We start from the raw sequence: 16,335 nt of genomic DNA on the forward strand, positions 1-16,335 counted from the left end.
CGTCAGACCATCGCCATGCCGCCGTTGACGTGGATCGTCTGACCGGTGACGTAGCCCGCCTCCCGGCTGGCAAGGTACACGACGGCGGCGGCAATGTCGTCGCCCGTGCCAAGGTCGCCGGCGGGAATGCGCTGCGTCAGGGCCGCTTTCTGCGCGTCGGGCAGGCCGTCGGTCATTGCGGACCGGATGAAGCCGGGCGCGACGCAGTTGACGGTGATGTTGCGGCCGGCCAGTTCCTGCGCCAGCGCCTTGGACATGCCGACGAGGCCAGCCTTGGATGCGGCATAATTGGCCTGCCCCGGATTGCCGGTCTGGCCGACGACGGAGGCGATCGACACGACGCGGCCGAACCGCGCCTTCATCATCGGCTTGGCCGATGCGCGGATCAGGCGGAACGCCGCCTCCAGATTGACGCGGATGACGGTGTCCCACTCCTCGTCCTTCATCCGCATCGCGAGATTGTCGCGCGTGACGCCGGCGTTGTTGACGAGAATGTCGAGCCGGCCGAGTTTCTCCACCGCCTGCGGCACCAGCGCATCGACCTGCGCGGCATCGGACAGGTCGCACGCCAGCGCGACGTGATCGCCGTCCAGCGTCTCCAGAAACGCCTCCAGCTTGGCGACATTGGACCCCGACACCGCCAGCCGTGCCCCCTGCGCCGCCAGCGCCCGCGCGATGGCGGAGCCGATCCCGCCGGACGCCCCTGTAACGAGGGCGGTCATGCCTGTAAGATCGAACATGGAACCTATTTTCCTTCCCGTGTGGAATGTCTATATAAGAAACCGGCTAGGAGGCCAAAGACCAATGCAAAACCCAGATGCCGCGATCGCCGAAGCCATCAAGGTTCAATCGGTCGGCAATGATGTGGGCCTTCAGGCTACCACTGTTATGCTGCCACCTGATGTCCTTGAATTTCTGCGGGATACTGCAAAGAAGCGCGGAGTTTCAACCGGCGACATGTTGAGAATGGCGCTTGGAACGCAAAAGTTTTTGACCGAAGCCGTCAATAGCGGCAGTAAGGTCCTCATCAGTGGCAAGAACGGTACAAAAGATGTAGCGATCTGACACGAGGGAGGGGTATTATGGCGATCGGAGAGCCCACTGCAAACCTGGACAGTGAGACGCCTGATCCTGCTGCCCGGAATGTTTCGGCGATCGTCAACTACACTCCCCCGACGAATGACACTCCCGACAGCATGACCCGGAAATGGGTAAGCTACCTTCTGCTGTTGTTGCTCTCGGTTGTGGTGATATTGTCATTTATTCAGCTGTTTACGATAAACGGGGCAGTGATGCCGCGAACGACGGAACCGGGTGTGATGATTGCGGCGGTCACGGCCGACACGGCGGCGGACGCCGATCGTCTGATGCGCCTGATGAACGTGGTGTTTGGACCGGTCGTGACACTGTTCAGCTCCGTCGTCGGATTCTACTTCGGCGCACGAACCGCAAAGGATGCGGGGGCATCGTAGATGATTACGATTTGCCGACGAAATCCTCGATGTCGTTCATCGTCACGATACTGATCGCGTCGACGTCGGGGGCAATGCGCTTGACCATTGGGGTGAGGACCTTGCCACCGAACTCGACGAACTGGGTCACGCCCGCCGCCGCCATCGCCAGCACCGACTCACGCCAGCGCACCATGCCGGTGACCTGCTGAACCAGAGCGACGCGGATCGCGCCGGGATCCGCGATCGCCACCGCATCGACATTGGCGAAGACGGGAACCAGCGGCGCGGAGATGCTGGCCTCCGCCAGCGCCGCGTCCATGACGTCTGCGGCGGGCTGCATCAGCGGGCAGTGGAACGGGGCGGAAACGGGCAGCAACACCGCACGCTTGGCACCGAGTTCTTTTGCCAGCGCCACCGCGCGTTCGACGGCGGCGCGGTGGCCGGAGATCACCACCTGCGACGGATCGTTGTCGTTGGCCACGGTGCAGACAAGTTCCTCACCGCCCTCCGCCAGGATCGCATCGACCGCTGCGCCGGCGATCGTCCGCGCCTTGTCGAGATCGGCTCCGAGCAGCGCCGCCATCGCCCCCTCGCCCACCGGCACCGCAGCCTGCATCGCGCGACCGCGCAGCTTCAGCAGGCGGGCCGTGGTCGGCAGGTCGAATGCCTTAGCCGCCGCCAGCGCGCTGTATTCGCCCAACGAATGACCCGCGACGTAATCCGCCTTGTCGGACAGGCTGACGCCGGCCTCCCGCTCCAGCACCGCCAGCGTCGCCAGCGCGTTCGCCATGATCGCGGGCTGGGCGTTCTCCGTCAGCGTCAGCTCGTCCGCGGGACCGTCAGTCATCAGCCGGAACAGATGCTGGCCCAGCGCCTCATCGACCTCCTGAAACACCGCGCGGGCGGCGGGACTGGCGTCGTTCAGCACCTTGCCCATGCCGACCGCCTGGCTACCCTGTCCCGGAAAGATGAACGCGCGCATCGGCCTCTCCTGATGTCCGTGAAGCGGGCGGCATTACGGCCAGCGGCGGAACGAGGCAACCTGAACGATCCTGACCGGACTGCGACAGATCGCGACCATTTCGGGCGTCCGGCTCGATAGGTCTGCGACAATCGGGTTCTATTTCTGCTGCCGACGCCGGGAGATACGGCGCCGGATTATCGGGAGACAGATCATGAAGAAGTTCCTCCTCACCGCCCTTGCCGCGACGATCGCCGCTGGCCCGGTGCTTGCCAGCGCCGCCGAAGCCGCCCCCGCGCAGCAGCGCCGCGAAACCACCGTGGTGCGCGAACGCGGGAACGGCAGGACCGTCGTGACGAAGCGCACGGTCGTCCGCCATCAGCCCGGCTACCGTGCCAACCAGTACCGCCACTGGCGCAAGGGCGAGCGGTTCGACCGCCGCTATGCGCGCAACTATCGCCAGATCGACTATCGCCAGTATCGCGGCCTGCGCGCGCCGCCGCGCGGCTATCGCTACTATCAGTCGGGGAACGACGCGGTGCTGGTCGCCGTCGCCAGCGGCGTGATCGCCGCCGTGATCGCCGGAGCCATTCGGTAAGGGAGCGGGTAGAGCTTGCCTTTCGGCACCGTTCGTATAGGGACGACGACAGATCGGGTGGGGAGCATCGCTTCCCACCCTTTCCGTATGAAAGACAGCCGGAGGGGCGACCGCACGGGGCGGCGTCAGCGATCGGCCAACATGAAGGTAAGACATGGCTCTATACGAGCACGTGTTCCTTGCGCGCCAGGATCTGGCACAGGCGCAGGTGGACGCGCTGGCGGAAGCCGCCACCAAGATCGTGCAGGACAATCAGGGCAAGGTCGTGAAGACCGAGACCTGGGGCCTCCGTTCGCTGGCGTACAAGATCGCCAAGAACCGCAAGGCGCATTACGTCATGCTCGAGATCGATGCGCCCGCGGGCGTGGTCGCCGAGCTGGAGCGCCAGACCCAGATCAACGAAGACGTGATCCGCTTCATGACCGTCCGCGTGGACGAGCTGGAAGAAGGCCCGTCGGCGATGATGCGCAAGCAGGAACGCGACCGCGAGCGTCGTGGCGACCGCGAGGGTGGCCGTGACGGCGGCCCGCGTGGCGACCGCCCGGATCGTGGCGACCGTGCGCCCCGTCGTGACCGTGAAGAGGAGGCCGCATAATGGCTCGCCCGTTTTTCCGTCGTCGCAAGAGCTGCCCCTTCTCCGCGAAGGATGCGCCCCGGATCGACTATAAGGACGTCCGTCTGCTGCAGGGCTTCGTGTCCGAGCGTGGCAAGATCGTGCCGTCGCGCATCACTTCGGTGAGTGCCAAGAAGCAGCGCGAACTCGCCCAGGCGATCAAGCGCGCGCGTCATCTGGGCCTCCTGCCCTACGTCGTGAAGTAAGGAGTCCGGAACATGGACGTTATTCTGCTTGAGCGCGTCGAGAAGCTCGGCGCCATCGGCGACGTGGTGACGGTGAAGGACGGGTTCGCCCGCAACTTCCTTCTGCCGCGCAAGAAGGCGCTGCGCGCCAACGAGTCGAACAGGAAGGTGTTCGAGGCGAACCGCGCCCGCATCGAGGCCGACAACGCCTCGCGCCGGTCGGACGCCGAAAAGGACGCCGGATCGTTCAAGGACGCCTCCGTCGTCCTGATCCGTCAGGCGTCGAACACCGGCCAGCTGTACGGCTCGGTCGCGGTGCGCGATCTGATCGAGGTTCTGGAAGCCGACGGCCACAAGGTCGCCAAGAACCAGATCGTCCTCGACAAGCCGATCAAGTCGATCGGCGTGTACGACATCAAGGTCGCGCTGCACCCGGAAGTGTCGGTGACCGTCAAGGTCAACGTCGCCCGTTCGCCCGAAGAGGCCGAGATGCAGGCGCAGGGCGTCGACGTCATGGCTTCGATGTTCGAGCGTGACGAAGCTGGCTTCACCGAGGATTACGATCCGAACGCCGAGCCGGGCGCGACCGCCGAGGTCCAGTCCGACGACGCACGCGCGGACGGGGAGCAGGCGCAGGGCTGATCGCCTTCGCGCCAGCCCTTGTCTGACGAACAGGCCGCCCGGAGTGATCCGGGCGGCCTTTTTCGTTTCGCACCGGCGTTGAGACTATTTGCCAAACACGGCCCCGGGACACGGTCATTCCCCGGATCCGCCGGGTGACGGCATCGGACACGAAGCCCTCGCGCCGGTCGCCTCTTTCGATCCAGTCTGCGGCGAACCGACGTGGTCGGACTATTTTGCGGGTGCCGATACTCGGGGATGCCCCCATCCCACTCCTGCGGAGGGGAGCCAGCAGGATTGCCCCCTATCGTTGGACCTATCGTGCAGCACCCTCTTCGATGATCGCGACGTCCCATGGCGCGAGCGTGATCGGCTGGCCTGGTACGATCTTGCCCGATCGCAGCAATTCCGTACCAGCGACCGCGGGTGTCACGTTTTGCGGCGTGGCGGAATAATTGAGGATGTAGGTGACGTGGTGTCCGTTCTTCAGCGTGCCGCCGCGCGCGATCACCGGAAAACGGACGCCCGGCAGGGACGGCTGTACGCCCGCGCGCTCGACCTCACCGGCGACGATCTTCTCGATCAACGCATCGCTCGGCATGAAGCCGATATAGCTGACCTCGCCCTTGCCCCAGTCGTTGCGCGTCATCGCGGCATAGCCGGGCCATGACGGATGCTTGTAGCGGGCGATGACTTTCGCGGTGGTCGGCGTCAGCATCTCCATCCACCAGCGGGCGGTATTGCCCTCGTCGCCGACGGCGAACGGATCGCCCTCCAGCGATACGCCTTCGGGGATCGTGAACTGTTGATAGCTGACGCCCGCCGCCTCCGCGATTGCGCCGGGCTGCGTAGCGTAGCGGACCTTGGTGTTCTCGTCCGAGAAGCCGCTCTTGAAGGTGTAGAGCAGATGCCCGCCGCGTTTGGCATAGGCGTTGAGCTTGCCGATCTCGGCATCGCTCGCGGCATAGAGCGCAGGCACCAGGATCAGCTTGTAATCGTCCAGCGACGTCGTGGAGTCCGGCGACAGGATGTCGACCTCCACGTTCATCCGGTACAGCGCATCGTAGAACGGGCGCAGCACCTGATTATAGTCGACGCCGCCATCCGGTTTGAACGAGTCGAACGCGCTGAGCGCGGTGTTGCTGACATAGATGGCGACGCGGTTGTGCTTGGTCATGCCAGCCAGCCTGGGGCCGATCCGCTTCAGATCGGCCCCGACCGTCGATGCTTCCCGATAGACGGCGTTCGGCTTGTAATCCTGCGACAGCAATCCGCGCCAATAGGTTTCGATCGCATTGGCGGTCGTCGCCCAGTGCCAGTAGGCGACCATCTGCGCACCCGATGCAAGATGGCTGAACGCCTGCAAGCGCAACTGACCCGGATAGGGCGTCCAGTGCGGGAATCCCTGCGCCTCCGTCTCCAGCACCAGATAATTCTGGCCGTTCCGCATCGACCGCGTCACGTCGCCGCCGAACGCGATCTCCGCGCCGGTCAGCTTGTCCTGACTGGGATGATAGATGTCGATGCCGGCGATATCGAGCGGGCGGGCGGATTTCCAGTGATCCACCTCCGGCTGGATGCCGTACGAATAGCCGCGCCAGCCGAGATCGAAATTCTGGGTCAGGAACTGGCCGGGGCGGGCATGGGCGCGGACCAGCTTCGCCTGCCATGTCAGAAAATCGGTGACGAGGCTGCGCTGGAATGCGGCGAAGGCGTTCGACAGGCTGGCATTGATCGATCCGTTGACGGAGGGGAAATCCTCCCACCGGTTGATACGGTTGCTCCAGTAGTCGAGGCCGTATGCCGCGTTCATCGCATCGAGGCTAAGCCATTTTGCCTTCATTGATGCGACGAAGGCGGCCTGCACGTTGGGGCCGCTGGTGTTATAGGCCTTGGTCTCGTTATCGAGCTGGTAGCCGATGACGGCGGGATGATCCTTCACATGATCGATCAGCGCGACGATCACGCGTTCGGATGCGGCGCGATAGTCCGGATCGGTGATGTCCATATTCTGGCGGCGGCCATATTCCTCCCGTCCCCGCGGCGTGACCGCCAGCACATTGGGATGTTCGCGCGCCAGCCAGGTCGGCACGGCATAGGTCGGCGTGCCGACGATGACCCTGATCCCCTGACGGTGCATCGCCGCCAGCATCCTGTCGACATGGCGGAAGTCGAACACGCCAGGCTGCCGCTCCAGTGTGCCCCAAGTAGATTCGGCGATGCGGACGACGGTAATCCCGGCCGCCTTCATCATCCGCGCATCGTCCTCGACACGGTCTACGGGGGTGTATTCGTCATAATAGGCGACGCCGTAGAGGATGGTGTCGGAGAGCTGCGCCTGCGACGGCGCAACGACGCCCGTGGCGAGCAGCAGGGCCGCAACCGACCGCTTGAATAATCCTGACCTGCCCATATTAGCCTCTCCGCTTTAGTCGGAGTATATAGGCTCGCAACGGTCCGGCAACGGCGAAGTATTGATGCCTCACCGCGCCTGTCCCCATCCCGGCCGAACGTCCCAAGCTCGAACGACGAAGGCCGGACCGCCCAACGACGATCCGGCCTCCAGGCCATCCGGTCCGGACGCGACGATCAGGCCGCGGCGCCGTCCTTCTGCTTCTTCTCGGCATAGACGCGGATGGGTTCCTTGCGGCCCTCCACCACGTCCTTGTCGATCATCACCTCGTCGACGCCATCCATGCCAGGCAGGTCGAACATCGTGTCGAGCAGGATCGCCTCCAGAATCGAGCGTAGGCCCCGGGCGCCGGTCTTGCGCTCGATTCCCTTTTTGGCCACCGACACCAGCGCGTCGTCGGTGAAGCCAAGGTCGACCTGCTCCATCTCAAACAGTTTCTGGTACTGCTTGACCAGTGCGTTCTTCGGCTCCTTCAGGATCTTCACCAGCGCGCTGACGTCGAGATCCTCCAGTGTCGCGATCACCGGCAGACGACCGACGAATTCGGGGATCAGGCCGAACTTCAGCAGATCTTCCGGTTCGGTCGAGCGCAACACATCGCCGGTACGGCGCTCCTCCGGGCTGGCGACATAGGCACCGAAGCCGATCGACTTGCCCTGAAGGCGGTCGCCGATGATCTTCTCCAGCCCGCTGAACGCACCGCCGCAGATGAACAGGATGTTCGTCGTGTCGACCTGCAGGAACTCCTGCTGCGGATGTTTGCGACCACCCTGCGGCGGTACGCTCGCGGTGGTGCCCTCCATCAGCTTGAGCAGCGCCTGCTGCACGCCCTCACCCGACACGTCGCGGGTAATCGACGGGTTCTCGGCCTTGCGGCTGATCTTGTCGATCTCGTCGATATAGACGATGCCGCGCTGCGCCCGCTCGACGTTATAGTCGCTCGCCTGCAACAGCTTCAGGATGATATTCTCGACATCCTCGCCGACATAACCGGCCTCGGTCAGCGTCGTCGCGTCCGCCATCGTGAACGGCACGTCGAGGATGCGGGCCAGCGTCTGTGCCAGCAGCGTCTTGCCGCAGCCGGTCGGCCCGACGAGCAGGATGTTGGACTTGGCGAGTTCGACGTCCGCGCCCTTCGCACCGTGGTTCAGGCGCTTGTAGTGGTTGTGGACCGCCACGGAGAGCACGCGCTTGGCCTGCTTCTGCCCGATGACGTAATCGTCGAGGACATTGCAGATCTCCTGCGGGGTCGGCACGCCGCCGTCCTTCTTGGACACCAACGCTGACTTCGTCTCCTCACGGATGATGTCGTTGCAAAGCTCCACGCACTCGTCGCAGATGAATACGGTGGGACCCGCGATCAGCTTGCGCACCTCGTGCTGCGACTTGCCGCAGAACGAGCAGTAGAGGGTGCTCTTCGAGTCGCCACCGCTCAGCTTCGTCATTCAAACCTTCCTTGGGACGAGTTTCCCCGTCCTATATGGGCCGGACATGGTAGCCCGGCCAGTGCGCAAACCACAACGGCCAAAACGTCGTAGCGGCGGGTCGTTAACATCGTCCCGCCGCTGCGAGGGATCAGGCCGCCGCAGCCATATCCTCCGACGGCATCGGCCGCTTGTCGAATACCTCGTCGATCAGGCCGAACGCCTTGGCCTCCTCGGTCGACATGAACTTGTCGCGATCCATCGCCCGCTCGATCTCCTCCAGCGGTTTGCCGGTGTACTTGGCGTACAGCGTATTCAGGTCATGCCGCATCCGCAGAATCTCTCGCGCCTGGATCTCGATGTCCGCGGCCATGCCCTGCGCACCGCCCGAAGGCTGGTGGATCATGATGCGCGCGTTGGTCAGCGCGACGCGCATGCCCGGCTCGCCGGCCGCCAGCAGGAAGCTGCCCATCGACGCCGCCTGACCGACGCAGACCGTGCCGACGCGGGGCCGGATGTATTGCATCGTGTCGTGGATCGCCATGCCCGCCGTGACGACGCCGCCCGGCGAGTTGATGTACATGAAGATGTCCTTCTTCGGGTTCTCGGACTCGAGGAAGAGCAGCTGCGCGGTGATGAGGCTGGCCATGCCGTCCTCGACGCCGCCCGTCACGAAGATGATCCGCTCACGCAGCAGGCGCGAGAAGATGTCGAAGGAACGCTCGCCGCGGTTCGACTGTTCGATGACGATGGGAACCAGACCCGCCTGGGTCTGATGCAGGCCGAGGCCGGCGCTCATCAGCGGGCTCGCGAAATCGCCGGTCTCGAACGGATTGTGCATGGGATACTCTCTGATGCCCTGAAGAACACGCTATGTCGCGCGCCCTGCCGGGGAGTTCAAGCCCCGCCGGGCGGTGCCGGTTGCGCGAGGTAGAACAGCCGGCGCACTTCGCGCCTCCCCCGAACGACCGTGTCGAGGATCAGGCCGGCGAACAGGCACAGTGCGGCGACGATCCCCAGTCCGGTGACGAGGATCGCGGTCGGGAAGCGCGGCACCAGTCCGGTCGCTGCATAGGTCAATGCCAAAGGCACCGCGAGCGCGACCGCGATCAGTGCGAGCAGGCCGCCGAGCGTTCCGAAATACAGGATCGGCCGTTCGATGCGATAGAGCGTCAGGATCGTCGACAGGATGCGCCAGCCATCGCCATATGTGCTAAGCTTCGACGCGGAACCCTCTGGCCGCGCGTAATAAGGCGTCTCCACCTCCGCGCAGGGCATCCGCAGTTCGAGCGCGTGGACGCTGATCTCCGTCTCGATTTCGAAGCCGGCCGACAACGCCGGAAAGCTCTTCACGAAGCGACGCGAAAAGACGCGATAACCCGACAGGATGTCGGTGAAGCTGCGCCCGAACAGCCGCGCGAGCATCCCGGTCAGCAGCGCATTGCCGAACCGGTGGCCGCGCCGGTAGGATTCCTGCACCTGGCTGATCCGGCTGCCGACGATCATGTCGAGCTGTTCGGCGAGCAGGCGATCGACCAGCGCCGGCGCGGAGGCGGCATCGTAGGTCGCGTCGCCGTCCGCCATCACGTACACGTCGGCATCGACATCGGCGAACATGCGCCGGACGACCGCGCCCTTGCCCTGAATCCGTTCGCGCCGGACGACCGCGCCGGCCCCACGGGCGACCTCGACCGTGCGATCGGTGCTGTTGTTGTCGTAGACGTAGATCGCCGCGCCGGGCAACGCGGCGCGGAAGCCGGCGATCGTCTGGGCGATCGCGGCTTCCTCGTTGTAACAGGGGAGCAGCACGGCGATCGTTACGCCGACCGCATCGGCCACGGCCATCCGCCCTGCTGCCCCTCGCTGGTCGATCACTCGGCTGTGTCGGCCTTCGGCTTCTTCGCGCGCGGCTTCTTCGCCGGGACCGCATCGGCTGCCTCGGTGCCTTCCGCGTTCTCGGCCGCTTCCGGCGCGGACCCGGTCACGGCCGTCTCCGCTTCGACCGGAGCCGCCGCCTTCTTCTTGGCAGCCGGCTTCTTGGCGGGCTTCGGTGCCTCGTCCGCGGATTCGGCGGCCGGAGCCTCGTCCGTCACGGTTTCGACATCGGCCTTCTTTTTGGCGGCCTTCTTCTTCGGCTTGTGGTCATGATCGTGGTCGTGGTCGTGGTCGTGGTCGTGGACATGCGTCCCGGTCGCGAAACCGTCCTCGCTCTCGATCGCGGCTTCCAGTTCCTCGCGCGTCGACTCGCGGTCGGTGACCTCCGCCTTCTCGAACAGGAAGTCGACGACCTTGTCCTCGTACAAAGGCGCGCGCAGCTGGGCGGCCGCCATCGGCTCCTGCTGGACATACTGGATGAACTTCTGGCGATCCTCCGCGCCATATTGCTGAGCCGCCTGCATGATGAGGCGCTGCATCTCCTGCTGCGTCACCTCGATGCCGTTCGCCTGGCCGATCTCCGACAGCAACAGGCCGAGGCGCACGCGCCGCTCGGCGATTTTGCGGTAATCGTCGCGGTCGTTTTCCATTTCGGCGAGCGCCGCCGCCGGATCGGCCTCATGCGTCGTCTCATGTTCCAGCTGCTGCCAGATCTGCGCGAACTCCGCCTCGACCATCGACGGCGGCACCGAGAAGTCGTGACCTTCGGCCAGCTGGTCGAGCAACTTGCGCTTCATGTGCGTGCGCGTCAGCCCGTTATGCTCCTGCTCGATCTGCCCCTTCAGCAAGCCGCGAAGCTGCTCCAGGCTTTCCAGCCCGAGCGAGGTCGCCAGCTCGTCGTCGATCGTGCTTTCGGCCGCGGTCTTCACCGACTTCACGACGATGTCGAACGTCGCGGGCTTGCCGGCGAGTTCCTTGGCACCGTAATCCTCCGGGAAGGTCACCGCCAACTGGCGCTCCTCACCGGTCTTCGCACCGACCAGCTGGTCCTCGAAACCGGGGATCAGGCGACCCGCGCCGATCTCGACGCCCATATCGGTGCCGGTACCGCCCTCGAACGCGACGCCGTCCTCGGTCTTGCCGACGAAATCGACGGTGACGAGATCGCCCTGCTCCGCCGCCTTGTCACCGGCATCGTCCCAGCGCTTCTGCTGGTCGGCGAACTTCTTTAGCTGCTCGTCGACCGCTTCGTCGGCGACGGGGATCGTCAGCCGCTCCAGCTTCAGACCGTCGATCGCGGGCGTCGGCACGTCCGGCAGGACCTCCAGCTCGACCTTCAACTCGACATCCTTGCCGGGCGCGTAATCGTCGCCGAGCGCGACGGTCGGCTGCATGGCCGGACGCAGCGCCTTCTCGGCGAGCAGGCTCTGCACGCCTTCCTGAACCGCCGCGTTGAGCGCGTCCTGCGTCAGCGCCTCGCCGTGCATCTTGCGCACCAGATTGACCGGTACCTTGCCGGGACGGAAGCCGGGCATACGGACCTGCGGCGCAACGCGCTTGACCTCGGCATCGACCTTGGCGTCGATATCCTTGGCGGTGATGGTCAGCGTGTAGGCGCGCTTCAGGCCCTCGTTCAACGTCTCGACAGTCTGCATCTTCGGCCTTTGATCTTGAGGATCGAATGAATTTCGTTGGCTTCCCGCCCCTGCGCGCAGGGCGGGACTGGTGCGGGCGAAGGGACTCGAACCCCCACATCTTGCGATGGCAGGACCTAAACCTGCTGCGTCTACCAGTTCCGCCACGCCCGCAATCTTGGACCCGCCGTTGAGTGTCCGCTGTAAAGTACGACTTTCCAGCGGTCCCCTTGGGCGCGCGTCTATACCAGTGCGGCGGTTCGGAGCAAGCGGCACACGCAACCCGGAAAGGTCGAGCGGCGTTTATTCGATCCAAGGAGAGCAGAATGGCGACCCAGCCCCCACCCGAAAGCCCCGTACCCACGCCACAGCCGGTGCAGCCCGATGCCCCGCCGCCCGAGATTACGCCCCCCGGCCCCGATTTCGACCAGCCGTCGCCCGGAACGCCTGCCGGAGATCCGGGCACGTCTCAACCGGCGGAGATCTGACATGGCGGACCAGCGACATCTCGACCAACGGGGCGAAAGTCGTCCCGAGGATCATGTCGGTACCGATCCGGAAACCCCGCCGGAACGGCGCGACGATGACGCGCGTAGCGATATCGAGCAGGCCGTAAAGGCACGATCAGACGCCGTGGAACGCGGCGAAGGCGGACCGGAGCCTGAAACCTTTACCTCGACCGGTGAGCATGATGGCGTCGGCGGTACGGGTGGCGTGGTCCGCAATCAGGATCTCGATCAACAATGACCGGAACGGGAGCGGCTGTTCACGGCCGCTCCTGTTCCAGACATCACTCAACACAAGGCGTGAGCGGTGGGCAATCCCGCTCACGTGGTTGTCCGTCAGCCCTGATCGAGCATTGCCTTTAGCCGCTCATTGACGACGCCGGGGTTGGCCTTGCCCGCCATCGCCTTCATCGTCTGGCCGACGAAGAAGCCGAACAGCTTGTCCTTGCCACCGCGGTAATCCGCGACCTTGTCGGCATTGGCGGTCATGATCGCGGCGATCGCCGCATCGATCGCGCCGGTATCGCTGGTCTGCTTCAGACCACGATCATCGACCACCTTGGCGGCACCGTCGCCGGTGTCCAGCATGATCTCGAACACCTGCTTGGCGAGGCTGTTGGACAGCGTGCCATCCGCCACGAGTGCGAGCAGCTCCGCGGCCTGTACGGGCGACACCGGGCTGTCCGCGAATCCACGGCCCATGCGGTTGAGCGCGCCGAACAGTTCCGACGTGGTCCAGTTCGCCGCCTGCAGAGCCGCCACCCCCGCCTCCAGCAGACCATCGAACCAGCGCGCGCTCTCTACCTCGGCGGTCAATACCGTGGCGTTATAGGCGGTGACGCCGGCCGCCTCGTACCGGCGACGCTTGGCGTCGGGCAGTTCGGGCAGCGAGGCGCGACATGCGTCGAGGAACGCATCGTCCAGTACCAGCGGCAGCAGGTCGGGATCGGGGAAGTAGCGATAATCGTGTGCGTCTTCCTTCGACCGCATCGACCGCGTCACGCCCTTGTCCGGATCGAACAGCCGCGTCTCCTGAATGATGCGGCCACCCGATTCGAGCACGTCGACCTGCCGGTTCGCCTCATGCTCGATCGCCGCCATGACGAAGCGGACCGAATTGACGTTCTTCGTTTCCGTCCGTATGCCGAGAGGCTCGCCCGCCTTGCGCACGCTGACGTTGACGTCGGCGCGCATCGACCCTTCTTCCATATTGCCGTCGCACGACCCGACGTAGCGCAGGATCGACCGCAGCTTGCGCAGGTACGCCCCCGCCTCCGCCGGAGACGCCATGTCGGGCCGGCTGACGATCTCCATCAACGCGACCCCGGATCGATTGAGGTCGACATAGGAACGCGTCGGATGCTGGTCGTGCATCAGCTTGCCCGCATCCTGTTCGACGTGGATGCGCTCCACCCCGATCCGCTTGCCGCTCGCGTCCGGATTCTTCTCGTCCAGCGATATGTCGATCGCGCCCTCGCCTACCAGCGGGTGGTAGAGCTGGCTGATCTGATACCCCTGCGGAAGATCGGCGTAGAAGTAGTTCTTCCGGTCGAACCGCGACCATGTATTGATCTGCGCATCGATCGCCATGCCGGTACGGACCGCCTGCCGGATGCACTCGGCGTTCGGCACGGGCAGCATCCCGGGCATCGCCGCATCTACCAGCGACACCTGCGTGTTGGGCTCCGCACCGAACGTGGTCGAGGAACCGGAGAACAGCTTGGCGTTCGACGTGACCTGCGCATGGACTTCCAGGCCGATCACGACCTCCCACTCGCCCGTCGCGCCCTGGATACGATAGTCGCTCATGTCCGGTTCCGATGATGAAGATAGTTGATCGCGGTGAGCACCGCATTGCTGCCGAGCAGCGCGATGATCCAACAGCCGCTGAGGATGCGCAGGATCGCCGGTTGGAAGCCCAGCTCGTACGCCTCGTGGTGGGCGATCACCGCCGCCGCCGCCGCGAAGCAGAGGAACAGCGCGCCGAGCCGGTATTCGGCGCGCAGGATCACGCTGTTGCCGACGCACAAACCCAGGATGAACACCGCCAGAGCCAGGAAGAATCGCGCGAGGACGTGCTGGTCGAACGGATGGTTGTCGATTTCCGACAGCGACACCCCGACATAGGCACTGAGGATCGCGCCGAATGCCACGTTCAGCGCGTTCTGCGCCTCTCGCAGCACTTCGACGTTGTGCGCGGCAAAGGCGCGTGATCCTACCACCATGCCTCGGGGCGCGCGGTGAAGCCGGCGCGCTGTTCGATCGCAAGGCCCGCGTTCAGCACACCCTGCTCGTCCAGCGGCTTGCCGATGATCTGCAGGCCGAGCGGCAGTCCGCCCTTGCCGAGGCCGCCCGGCACGCTCATCGCCGGCAGCCCCGCCAGCGACGACGGCACCGTGAAAACGTCGTTCAGGTACATCGCGATCGGGTCCGCCGATTTCTCGCCCAGTGCGAACGCCGCCGAGGGGGCGGTCGGAGTCAGCAGCACGTCGCACACCTCCCACGCCTTCTCGAAATCGCGGGCGATCAGCGCGCGGACTTTCTGCGCCTGCGTGTAATAGGCGTCGTAGAAGCCGGCCGACAGCACATAGGTGCCGATCAGGATTCGGCGCTTCACCTCGTCGCCGAAACCGTCCGCGCGGGTCGCGGCGTACATATCCTGAAGGTTCGCGCCGTCCGGCAGGTCACGCAGGCCGTAGCGCACCCCGTCATAGCGGGCGAGGTTCGACGAAGCCTCCGCAGGCGCGATGATGTAATAGGCTGGCAGCGCATACTTTGTGTGCGGCAGGGAAACCTCGACGATCTCCGCGCCGGCATCGCGCATCCAGTCGATGCCCTGCTGCCACAGCGCCTCGATCTCGGCGGGCATGCCGTCGACGCGGTATTCCTTCGGCACGCCGACGCGCTTGCCCTTCATGTCGGGCGACAGGTTGACCTCCCAACGGGGCACGTCCAGTTGCAGCGACGTCGCGTCCCTGGTGTCGAAACCCGCCATCGCCTCCAGCATGATCGCGCAGTCGGTGACGTCGTGCGCCATCGATCCGGCCTGGTCCAGCGACGAGGCGAAGGCGATCGTGCCCCAGCGCGAGCAGCGGCCATAGGTCGGCTTGATGCCGCTGATCCCGACGAACGCCGCCGGCTGCCGGATGGAGCCGCCCGTATCGGTGCCGGTCGCACCCGGACACAGTCGCGCGGCGACCGCAGAGGACGAGCCACCGGACGAACCGCCGGGTGCCAGCGCGGCATTGCCGCCGTCGCTGCGCCGCCACGGCGAGATGACGTTGCCGAAATAGCTCGTCTCGTTCGACGAGCCCATCGCGAACTGATCCATGTTCAGTTTGCCGAGCATGCCCGCACCCGCGTCCCACAGGTTCTGCGAGACGGTGGACTCGTAAGTCGGCACGAAGCCTTCGAGGATGTGGCTGGCCGCGGTCGTCTGCACGCCTGCGGTGCAGAACAGGTCCTTCATCCCAATCGGCACGCCGGCCAACGGCTTGAGCGTCTCTCCGGCGGCCCGCGCGGCGTCGGCGGCACGGGCGGCGGCCAGCGCGTGATCGGGCGTCTCGACGAGAAACGCGTTCAGCGCCTTCGCGCCCGCGACACGCGCACTGAATGCCTCCGCCACCTCGACGGCAGAAAAACTTCCGTCGCGGACGCCGTCACGCAGGCCGGCGATGCCCAGATCGGTCACGTCGCTCATTATTCGATCACCTTCGGGACCGCGAAGAAGCCGTGTTCGGCCTGCGGTGCGTTCTTCATCAGGTCGTCGCGGATGCCGCCGGTGGTCACGACATCGTCGCGCAGCCGCAGCGTGTTGGGGATCACCGCCGTCATCGGTTCGACACCGGACGTGTCGACCTCCCCCAGTTGCTCGATCCAGTGGAGGATGTTGTCCAGTTCCGGGGCGACGCGCGCGGCGTCTTCTTCGGTGATGGCGATGCGGGCGAGGCTCGCGATCTTCTTCACGGTGGCGGTATCGACTGACATGGCCGTGCGGCTAGCATCGCGCATCGCCGCCACGCAACGCTAATTGCACTCCGCCGCCCACTGG

Annotated in this window: 19 protein-coding genes and 1 tRNA gene; 8 read left to right on the forward strand and 12 right to left on the reverse strand. The window is 65.1% G+C overall.

What is annotated here, in order from left to right; translation table 11 throughout:
- Positions 1-2: 2 nt before the first annotated feature.
- Complete coding sequence (gene fabG / locus ASG07_RS05935) at positions 3-740, reverse strand: 3-oxoacyl-[acyl-carrier-protein] reductase (RefSeq protein ID WP_055843505.1); 738 nt, start codon at positions 738-740, stop codon at positions 3-5.
- Between the two features lie 64 nt (positions 741-804).
- Here fabG and ASG07_RS17155 point away from each other — a divergent pair, with 64 nt between their 5' ends.
- Both ASG07_RS17155 and ASG07_RS17160 read left to right on the forward strand, forming a co-directional pair.
- On the forward strand, positions 805-1,065 hold the full coding sequence (locus ASG07_RS17155) for a hypothetical protein (protein WP_156361761.1): 261 nt from the start codon (positions 805-807) through the stop codon (positions 1,063-1,065).
- A 17-nt stretch (positions 1,066-1,082) separates the two neighbouring features.
- Positions 1,083-1,472, forward strand: a complete 390-nt coding sequence (locus ASG07_RS17160; RefSeq protein WP_156361762.1) for a hypothetical protein — start codon at positions 1,083-1,085, stop codon at positions 1,470-1,472.
- A 4-nt stretch (positions 1,473-1,476) separates the two neighbouring features.
- Here ASG07_RS17160 and fabD read toward each other — a convergent pair whose 3' ends face one another.
- Entirely contained in the window at positions 1,477-2,436 is a 960-nt protein-coding gene (fabD, locus tag ASG07_RS05945) for an ACP S-malonyltransferase (protein ID WP_055843508.1), read from the reverse strand.
- 193 nt (positions 2,437-2,629) lie between these two features.
- Here fabD and ASG07_RS05950 point away from each other — a divergent pair, with 193 nt between their 5' ends.
- From ASG07_RS05950 to rplI, 4 genes are all read left to right on the forward strand, one after another.
- Positions 2,630-3,013 carry an RcnB family protein gene (locus ASG07_RS05950; protein ID WP_156361763.1) on the forward strand — a complete coding sequence of 128 codons (384 nt, stop codon included), beginning with the start codon at positions 2,630-2,632 and terminating at the stop codon, positions 3,011-3,013.
- A 154-nt stretch (positions 3,014-3,167) separates the two neighbouring features.
- On the forward strand, positions 3,168-3,608 hold the full coding sequence (gene rpsF, locus ASG07_RS05955; protein WP_055843513.1) for a 30S ribosomal protein S6: 441 nt from the start codon (positions 3,168-3,170) through the stop codon (positions 3,606-3,608).
- A complete protein-coding gene (rpsR, locus tag ASG07_RS05960; protein WP_007403456.1) occupies positions 3,608-3,832 on the forward strand; it encodes a 30S ribosomal protein S18 in 225 nt (74 codons plus the stop codon). The genes rpsF and rpsR overlap by 1 nt, the downstream gene beginning before the upstream one ends.
- 12 nt (positions 3,833-3,844) lie before the next feature.
- A complete protein-coding gene (gene rplI / locus ASG07_RS05965; protein ID WP_055843515.1) occupies positions 3,845-4,453 on the forward strand; it encodes a 50S ribosomal protein L9 in 609 nt (202 codons plus the stop codon).
- A 295-nt stretch (positions 4,454-4,748) separates the two neighbouring features.
- On the opposite strand, the gene ASG07_RS05970 is transcribed toward rplI, so the two are convergent.
- From ASG07_RS05970 to ASG07_RS05995, 6 genes are all read right to left on the reverse strand, one after another.
- On the reverse strand, positions 4,749-6,845 hold the full coding sequence (locus ASG07_RS05970; RefSeq protein WP_055843517.1) for a beta-galactosidase: 2,097 nt from the start codon (positions 6,843-6,845) through the stop codon (positions 4,749-4,751).
- Between the two features lie 176 nt (positions 6,846-7,021).
- A complete protein-coding gene (clpX, locus tag ASG07_RS05975; RefSeq protein ID WP_055843518.1) occupies positions 7,022-8,290 on the reverse strand; it encodes an ATP-dependent Clp protease ATP-binding subunit ClpX in 1,269 nt (422 codons plus the stop codon).
- Between the two features lie 130 nt (positions 8,291-8,420).
- Positions 8,421-9,110, reverse strand: coding sequence for an ATP-dependent Clp protease proteolytic subunit (locus tag ASG07_RS05980; RefSeq protein ID WP_055843520.1), 690 nt, complete (start codon positions 9,108-9,110; stop codon positions 8,421-8,423).
- Between the two features lie 56 nt (positions 9,111-9,166).
- Positions 9,167-10,108: a glycosyltransferase family 2 protein gene (locus ASG07_RS05985; RefSeq protein WP_236694573.1), complete on the reverse strand. Its 942-nt coding sequence runs from the start codon at positions 10,106-10,108 to the stop codon at positions 9,167-9,169.
- 32 nt (positions 10,109-10,140) lie between these two features.
- Positions 10,141-11,799 carry a trigger factor gene (gene tig / locus ASG07_RS05990; RefSeq protein ID WP_055843524.1) on the reverse strand — a complete coding sequence of 553 codons (1,659 nt, stop codon included), beginning with the start codon at positions 11,797-11,799 and terminating at the stop codon, positions 10,141-10,143.
- 68 nt (positions 11,800-11,867) lie between these two features.
- Positions 11,868-11,952: transfer RNA gene (locus tag ASG07_RS05995), tRNA-Leu, on the reverse strand.
- A gap of 152 nt (positions 11,953-12,104) precedes the next feature.
- Between ASG07_RS05995 and ASG07_RS17465 the strand changes: the two genes are divergently transcribed.
- Both ASG07_RS17465 and ASG07_RS06000 read left to right on the forward strand, forming a co-directional pair.
- On the forward strand, positions 12,105-12,266 hold the full coding sequence (locus tag ASG07_RS17465; protein WP_168377312.1) for a hypothetical protein: 162 nt from the start codon (positions 12,105-12,107) through the stop codon (positions 12,264-12,266).
- 1 nt (position 12,267) lies between these two features.
- Positions 12,268-12,525: a hypothetical protein gene (locus tag ASG07_RS06000; protein WP_055843526.1), complete on the forward strand. Its 258-nt coding sequence runs from the start codon at positions 12,268-12,270 to the stop codon at positions 12,523-12,525.
- A gap of 95 nt (positions 12,526-12,620) precedes the next feature.
- Here ASG07_RS06000 and gatB read toward each other — a convergent pair whose 3' ends face one another.
- From gatB to gatC, 4 genes are all read right to left on the reverse strand, one after another.
- Complete coding sequence (gene gatB / locus ASG07_RS06005) at positions 12,621-14,093, reverse strand: Asp-tRNA(Asn)/Glu-tRNA(Gln) amidotransferase subunit GatB (RefSeq protein WP_055843528.1); 1,473 nt, start codon at positions 14,091-14,093, stop codon at positions 12,621-12,623.
- The gene (locus tag ASG07_RS06010; RefSeq protein WP_236694574.1) at positions 14,090-14,437 is read right to left on the reverse strand and encodes a hypothetical protein; all 348 of its coding nucleotides are present in this window, start codon (positions 14,435-14,437) and stop codon (positions 14,090-14,092) included. The genes gatB and ASG07_RS06010 overlap by 4 nt, the downstream gene beginning before the upstream one ends.
- 62 nt (positions 14,438-14,499) lie before the next feature.
- A complete protein-coding gene (gene gatA, locus ASG07_RS06015; protein WP_055843530.1) occupies positions 14,500-15,984 on the reverse strand; it encodes an Asp-tRNA(Asn)/Glu-tRNA(Gln) amidotransferase subunit GatA in 1,485 nt (494 codons plus the stop codon).
- On the reverse strand, positions 15,984-16,271 hold the full coding sequence (gatC, locus tag ASG07_RS06020) for an Asp-tRNA(Asn)/Glu-tRNA(Gln) amidotransferase subunit GatC (RefSeq protein WP_055843531.1): 288 nt from the start codon (positions 16,269-16,271) through the stop codon (positions 15,984-15,986). Before gatC ends, gatA begins: the two co-directional genes overlap by 1 nt.
- Positions 16,272-16,335 lie beyond the last annotated feature (64 nt).

Source organism: Sphingomonas sp. Leaf343, from assembly GCF_001423765.1.
Classification (GTDB): domain Bacteria; phylum Pseudomonadota; class Alphaproteobacteria; order Sphingomonadales; family Sphingomonadaceae; genus Sphingomonas.

Coding starts and splice junctions, on each gene's coding strand:
- fabG (WP_055843505.1), bottom strand. CDS start 740: ATGTTCGATCTTACAGGCATGACCGCCCTCGTTACAGGGGCGTCCGGC.
- ASG07_RS17155 (WP_156361761.1), top strand. CDS start 805: ATGCAAAACCCAGATGCCGCGATCGCCGAAGCCATCAAGGTTCAATCG.
- ASG07_RS17160 (WP_156361762.1), top strand. CDS start 1,083: ATGGCGATCGGAGAGCCCACTGCAAACCTGGACAGTGAGACGCCTGAT.
- fabD (WP_055843508.1), bottom strand. CDS start 2,436: ATGCGCGCGTTCATCTTTCCGGGACAGGGTAGCCAGGCGGTCGGCATG.
- ASG07_RS05950 (WP_156361763.1), top strand. CDS start 2,630: ATGAAGAAGTTCCTCCTCACCGCCCTTGCCGCGACGATCGCCGCTGGC.
- rpsF (WP_055843513.1), top strand. CDS start 3,168: ATGGCTCTATACGAGCACGTGTTCCTTGCGCGCCAGGATCTGGCACAG.
- rpsR (WP_007403456.1), top strand. CDS start 3,608: ATGGCTCGCCCGTTTTTCCGTCGTCGCAAGAGCTGCCCCTTCTCCGCG.
- rplI (WP_055843515.1), top strand. CDS start 3,845: ATGGACGTTATTCTGCTTGAGCGCGTCGAGAAGCTCGGCGCCATCGGC.
- ASG07_RS05970 (WP_055843517.1), bottom strand. CDS start 6,845: ATGGGCAGGTCAGGATTATTCAAGCGGTCGGTTGCGGCCCTGCTGCTC.
- clpX (WP_055843518.1), bottom strand. CDS start 8,290: ATGACGAAGCTGAGCGGTGGCGACTCGAAGAGCACCCTCTACTGCTCG.
- ASG07_RS05980 (WP_055843520.1), bottom strand. CDS start 9,110: ATGCACAATCCGTTCGAGACCGGCGATTTCGCGAGCCCGCTGATGAGC.
- tig (WP_055843524.1), bottom strand. CDS start 11,799: ATGCAGACTGTCGAGACGTTGAACGAGGGCCTGAAGCGCGCCTACACG.
- ASG07_RS17465 (WP_168377312.1), top strand. CDS start 12,105: ATGGCGACCCAGCCCCCACCCGAAAGCCCCGTACCCACGCCACAGCCG.
- ASG07_RS06000 (WP_055843526.1), top strand. CDS start 12,268: ATGGCGGACCAGCGACATCTCGACCAACGGGGCGAAAGTCGTCCCGAG.
- gatB (WP_055843528.1), bottom strand. CDS start 14,093: ATGAGCGACTATCGTATCCAGGGCGCGACGGGCGAGTGGGAGGTCGTG.
- gatA (WP_055843530.1), bottom strand. CDS start 15,984: ATGAGCGACGTGACCGATCTGGGCATCGCCGGCCTGCGTGACGGCGTC.
- gatC (WP_055843531.1), bottom strand. CDS start 16,271: ATGTCAGTCGATACCGCCACCGTGAAGAAGATCGCGAGCCTCGCCCGC.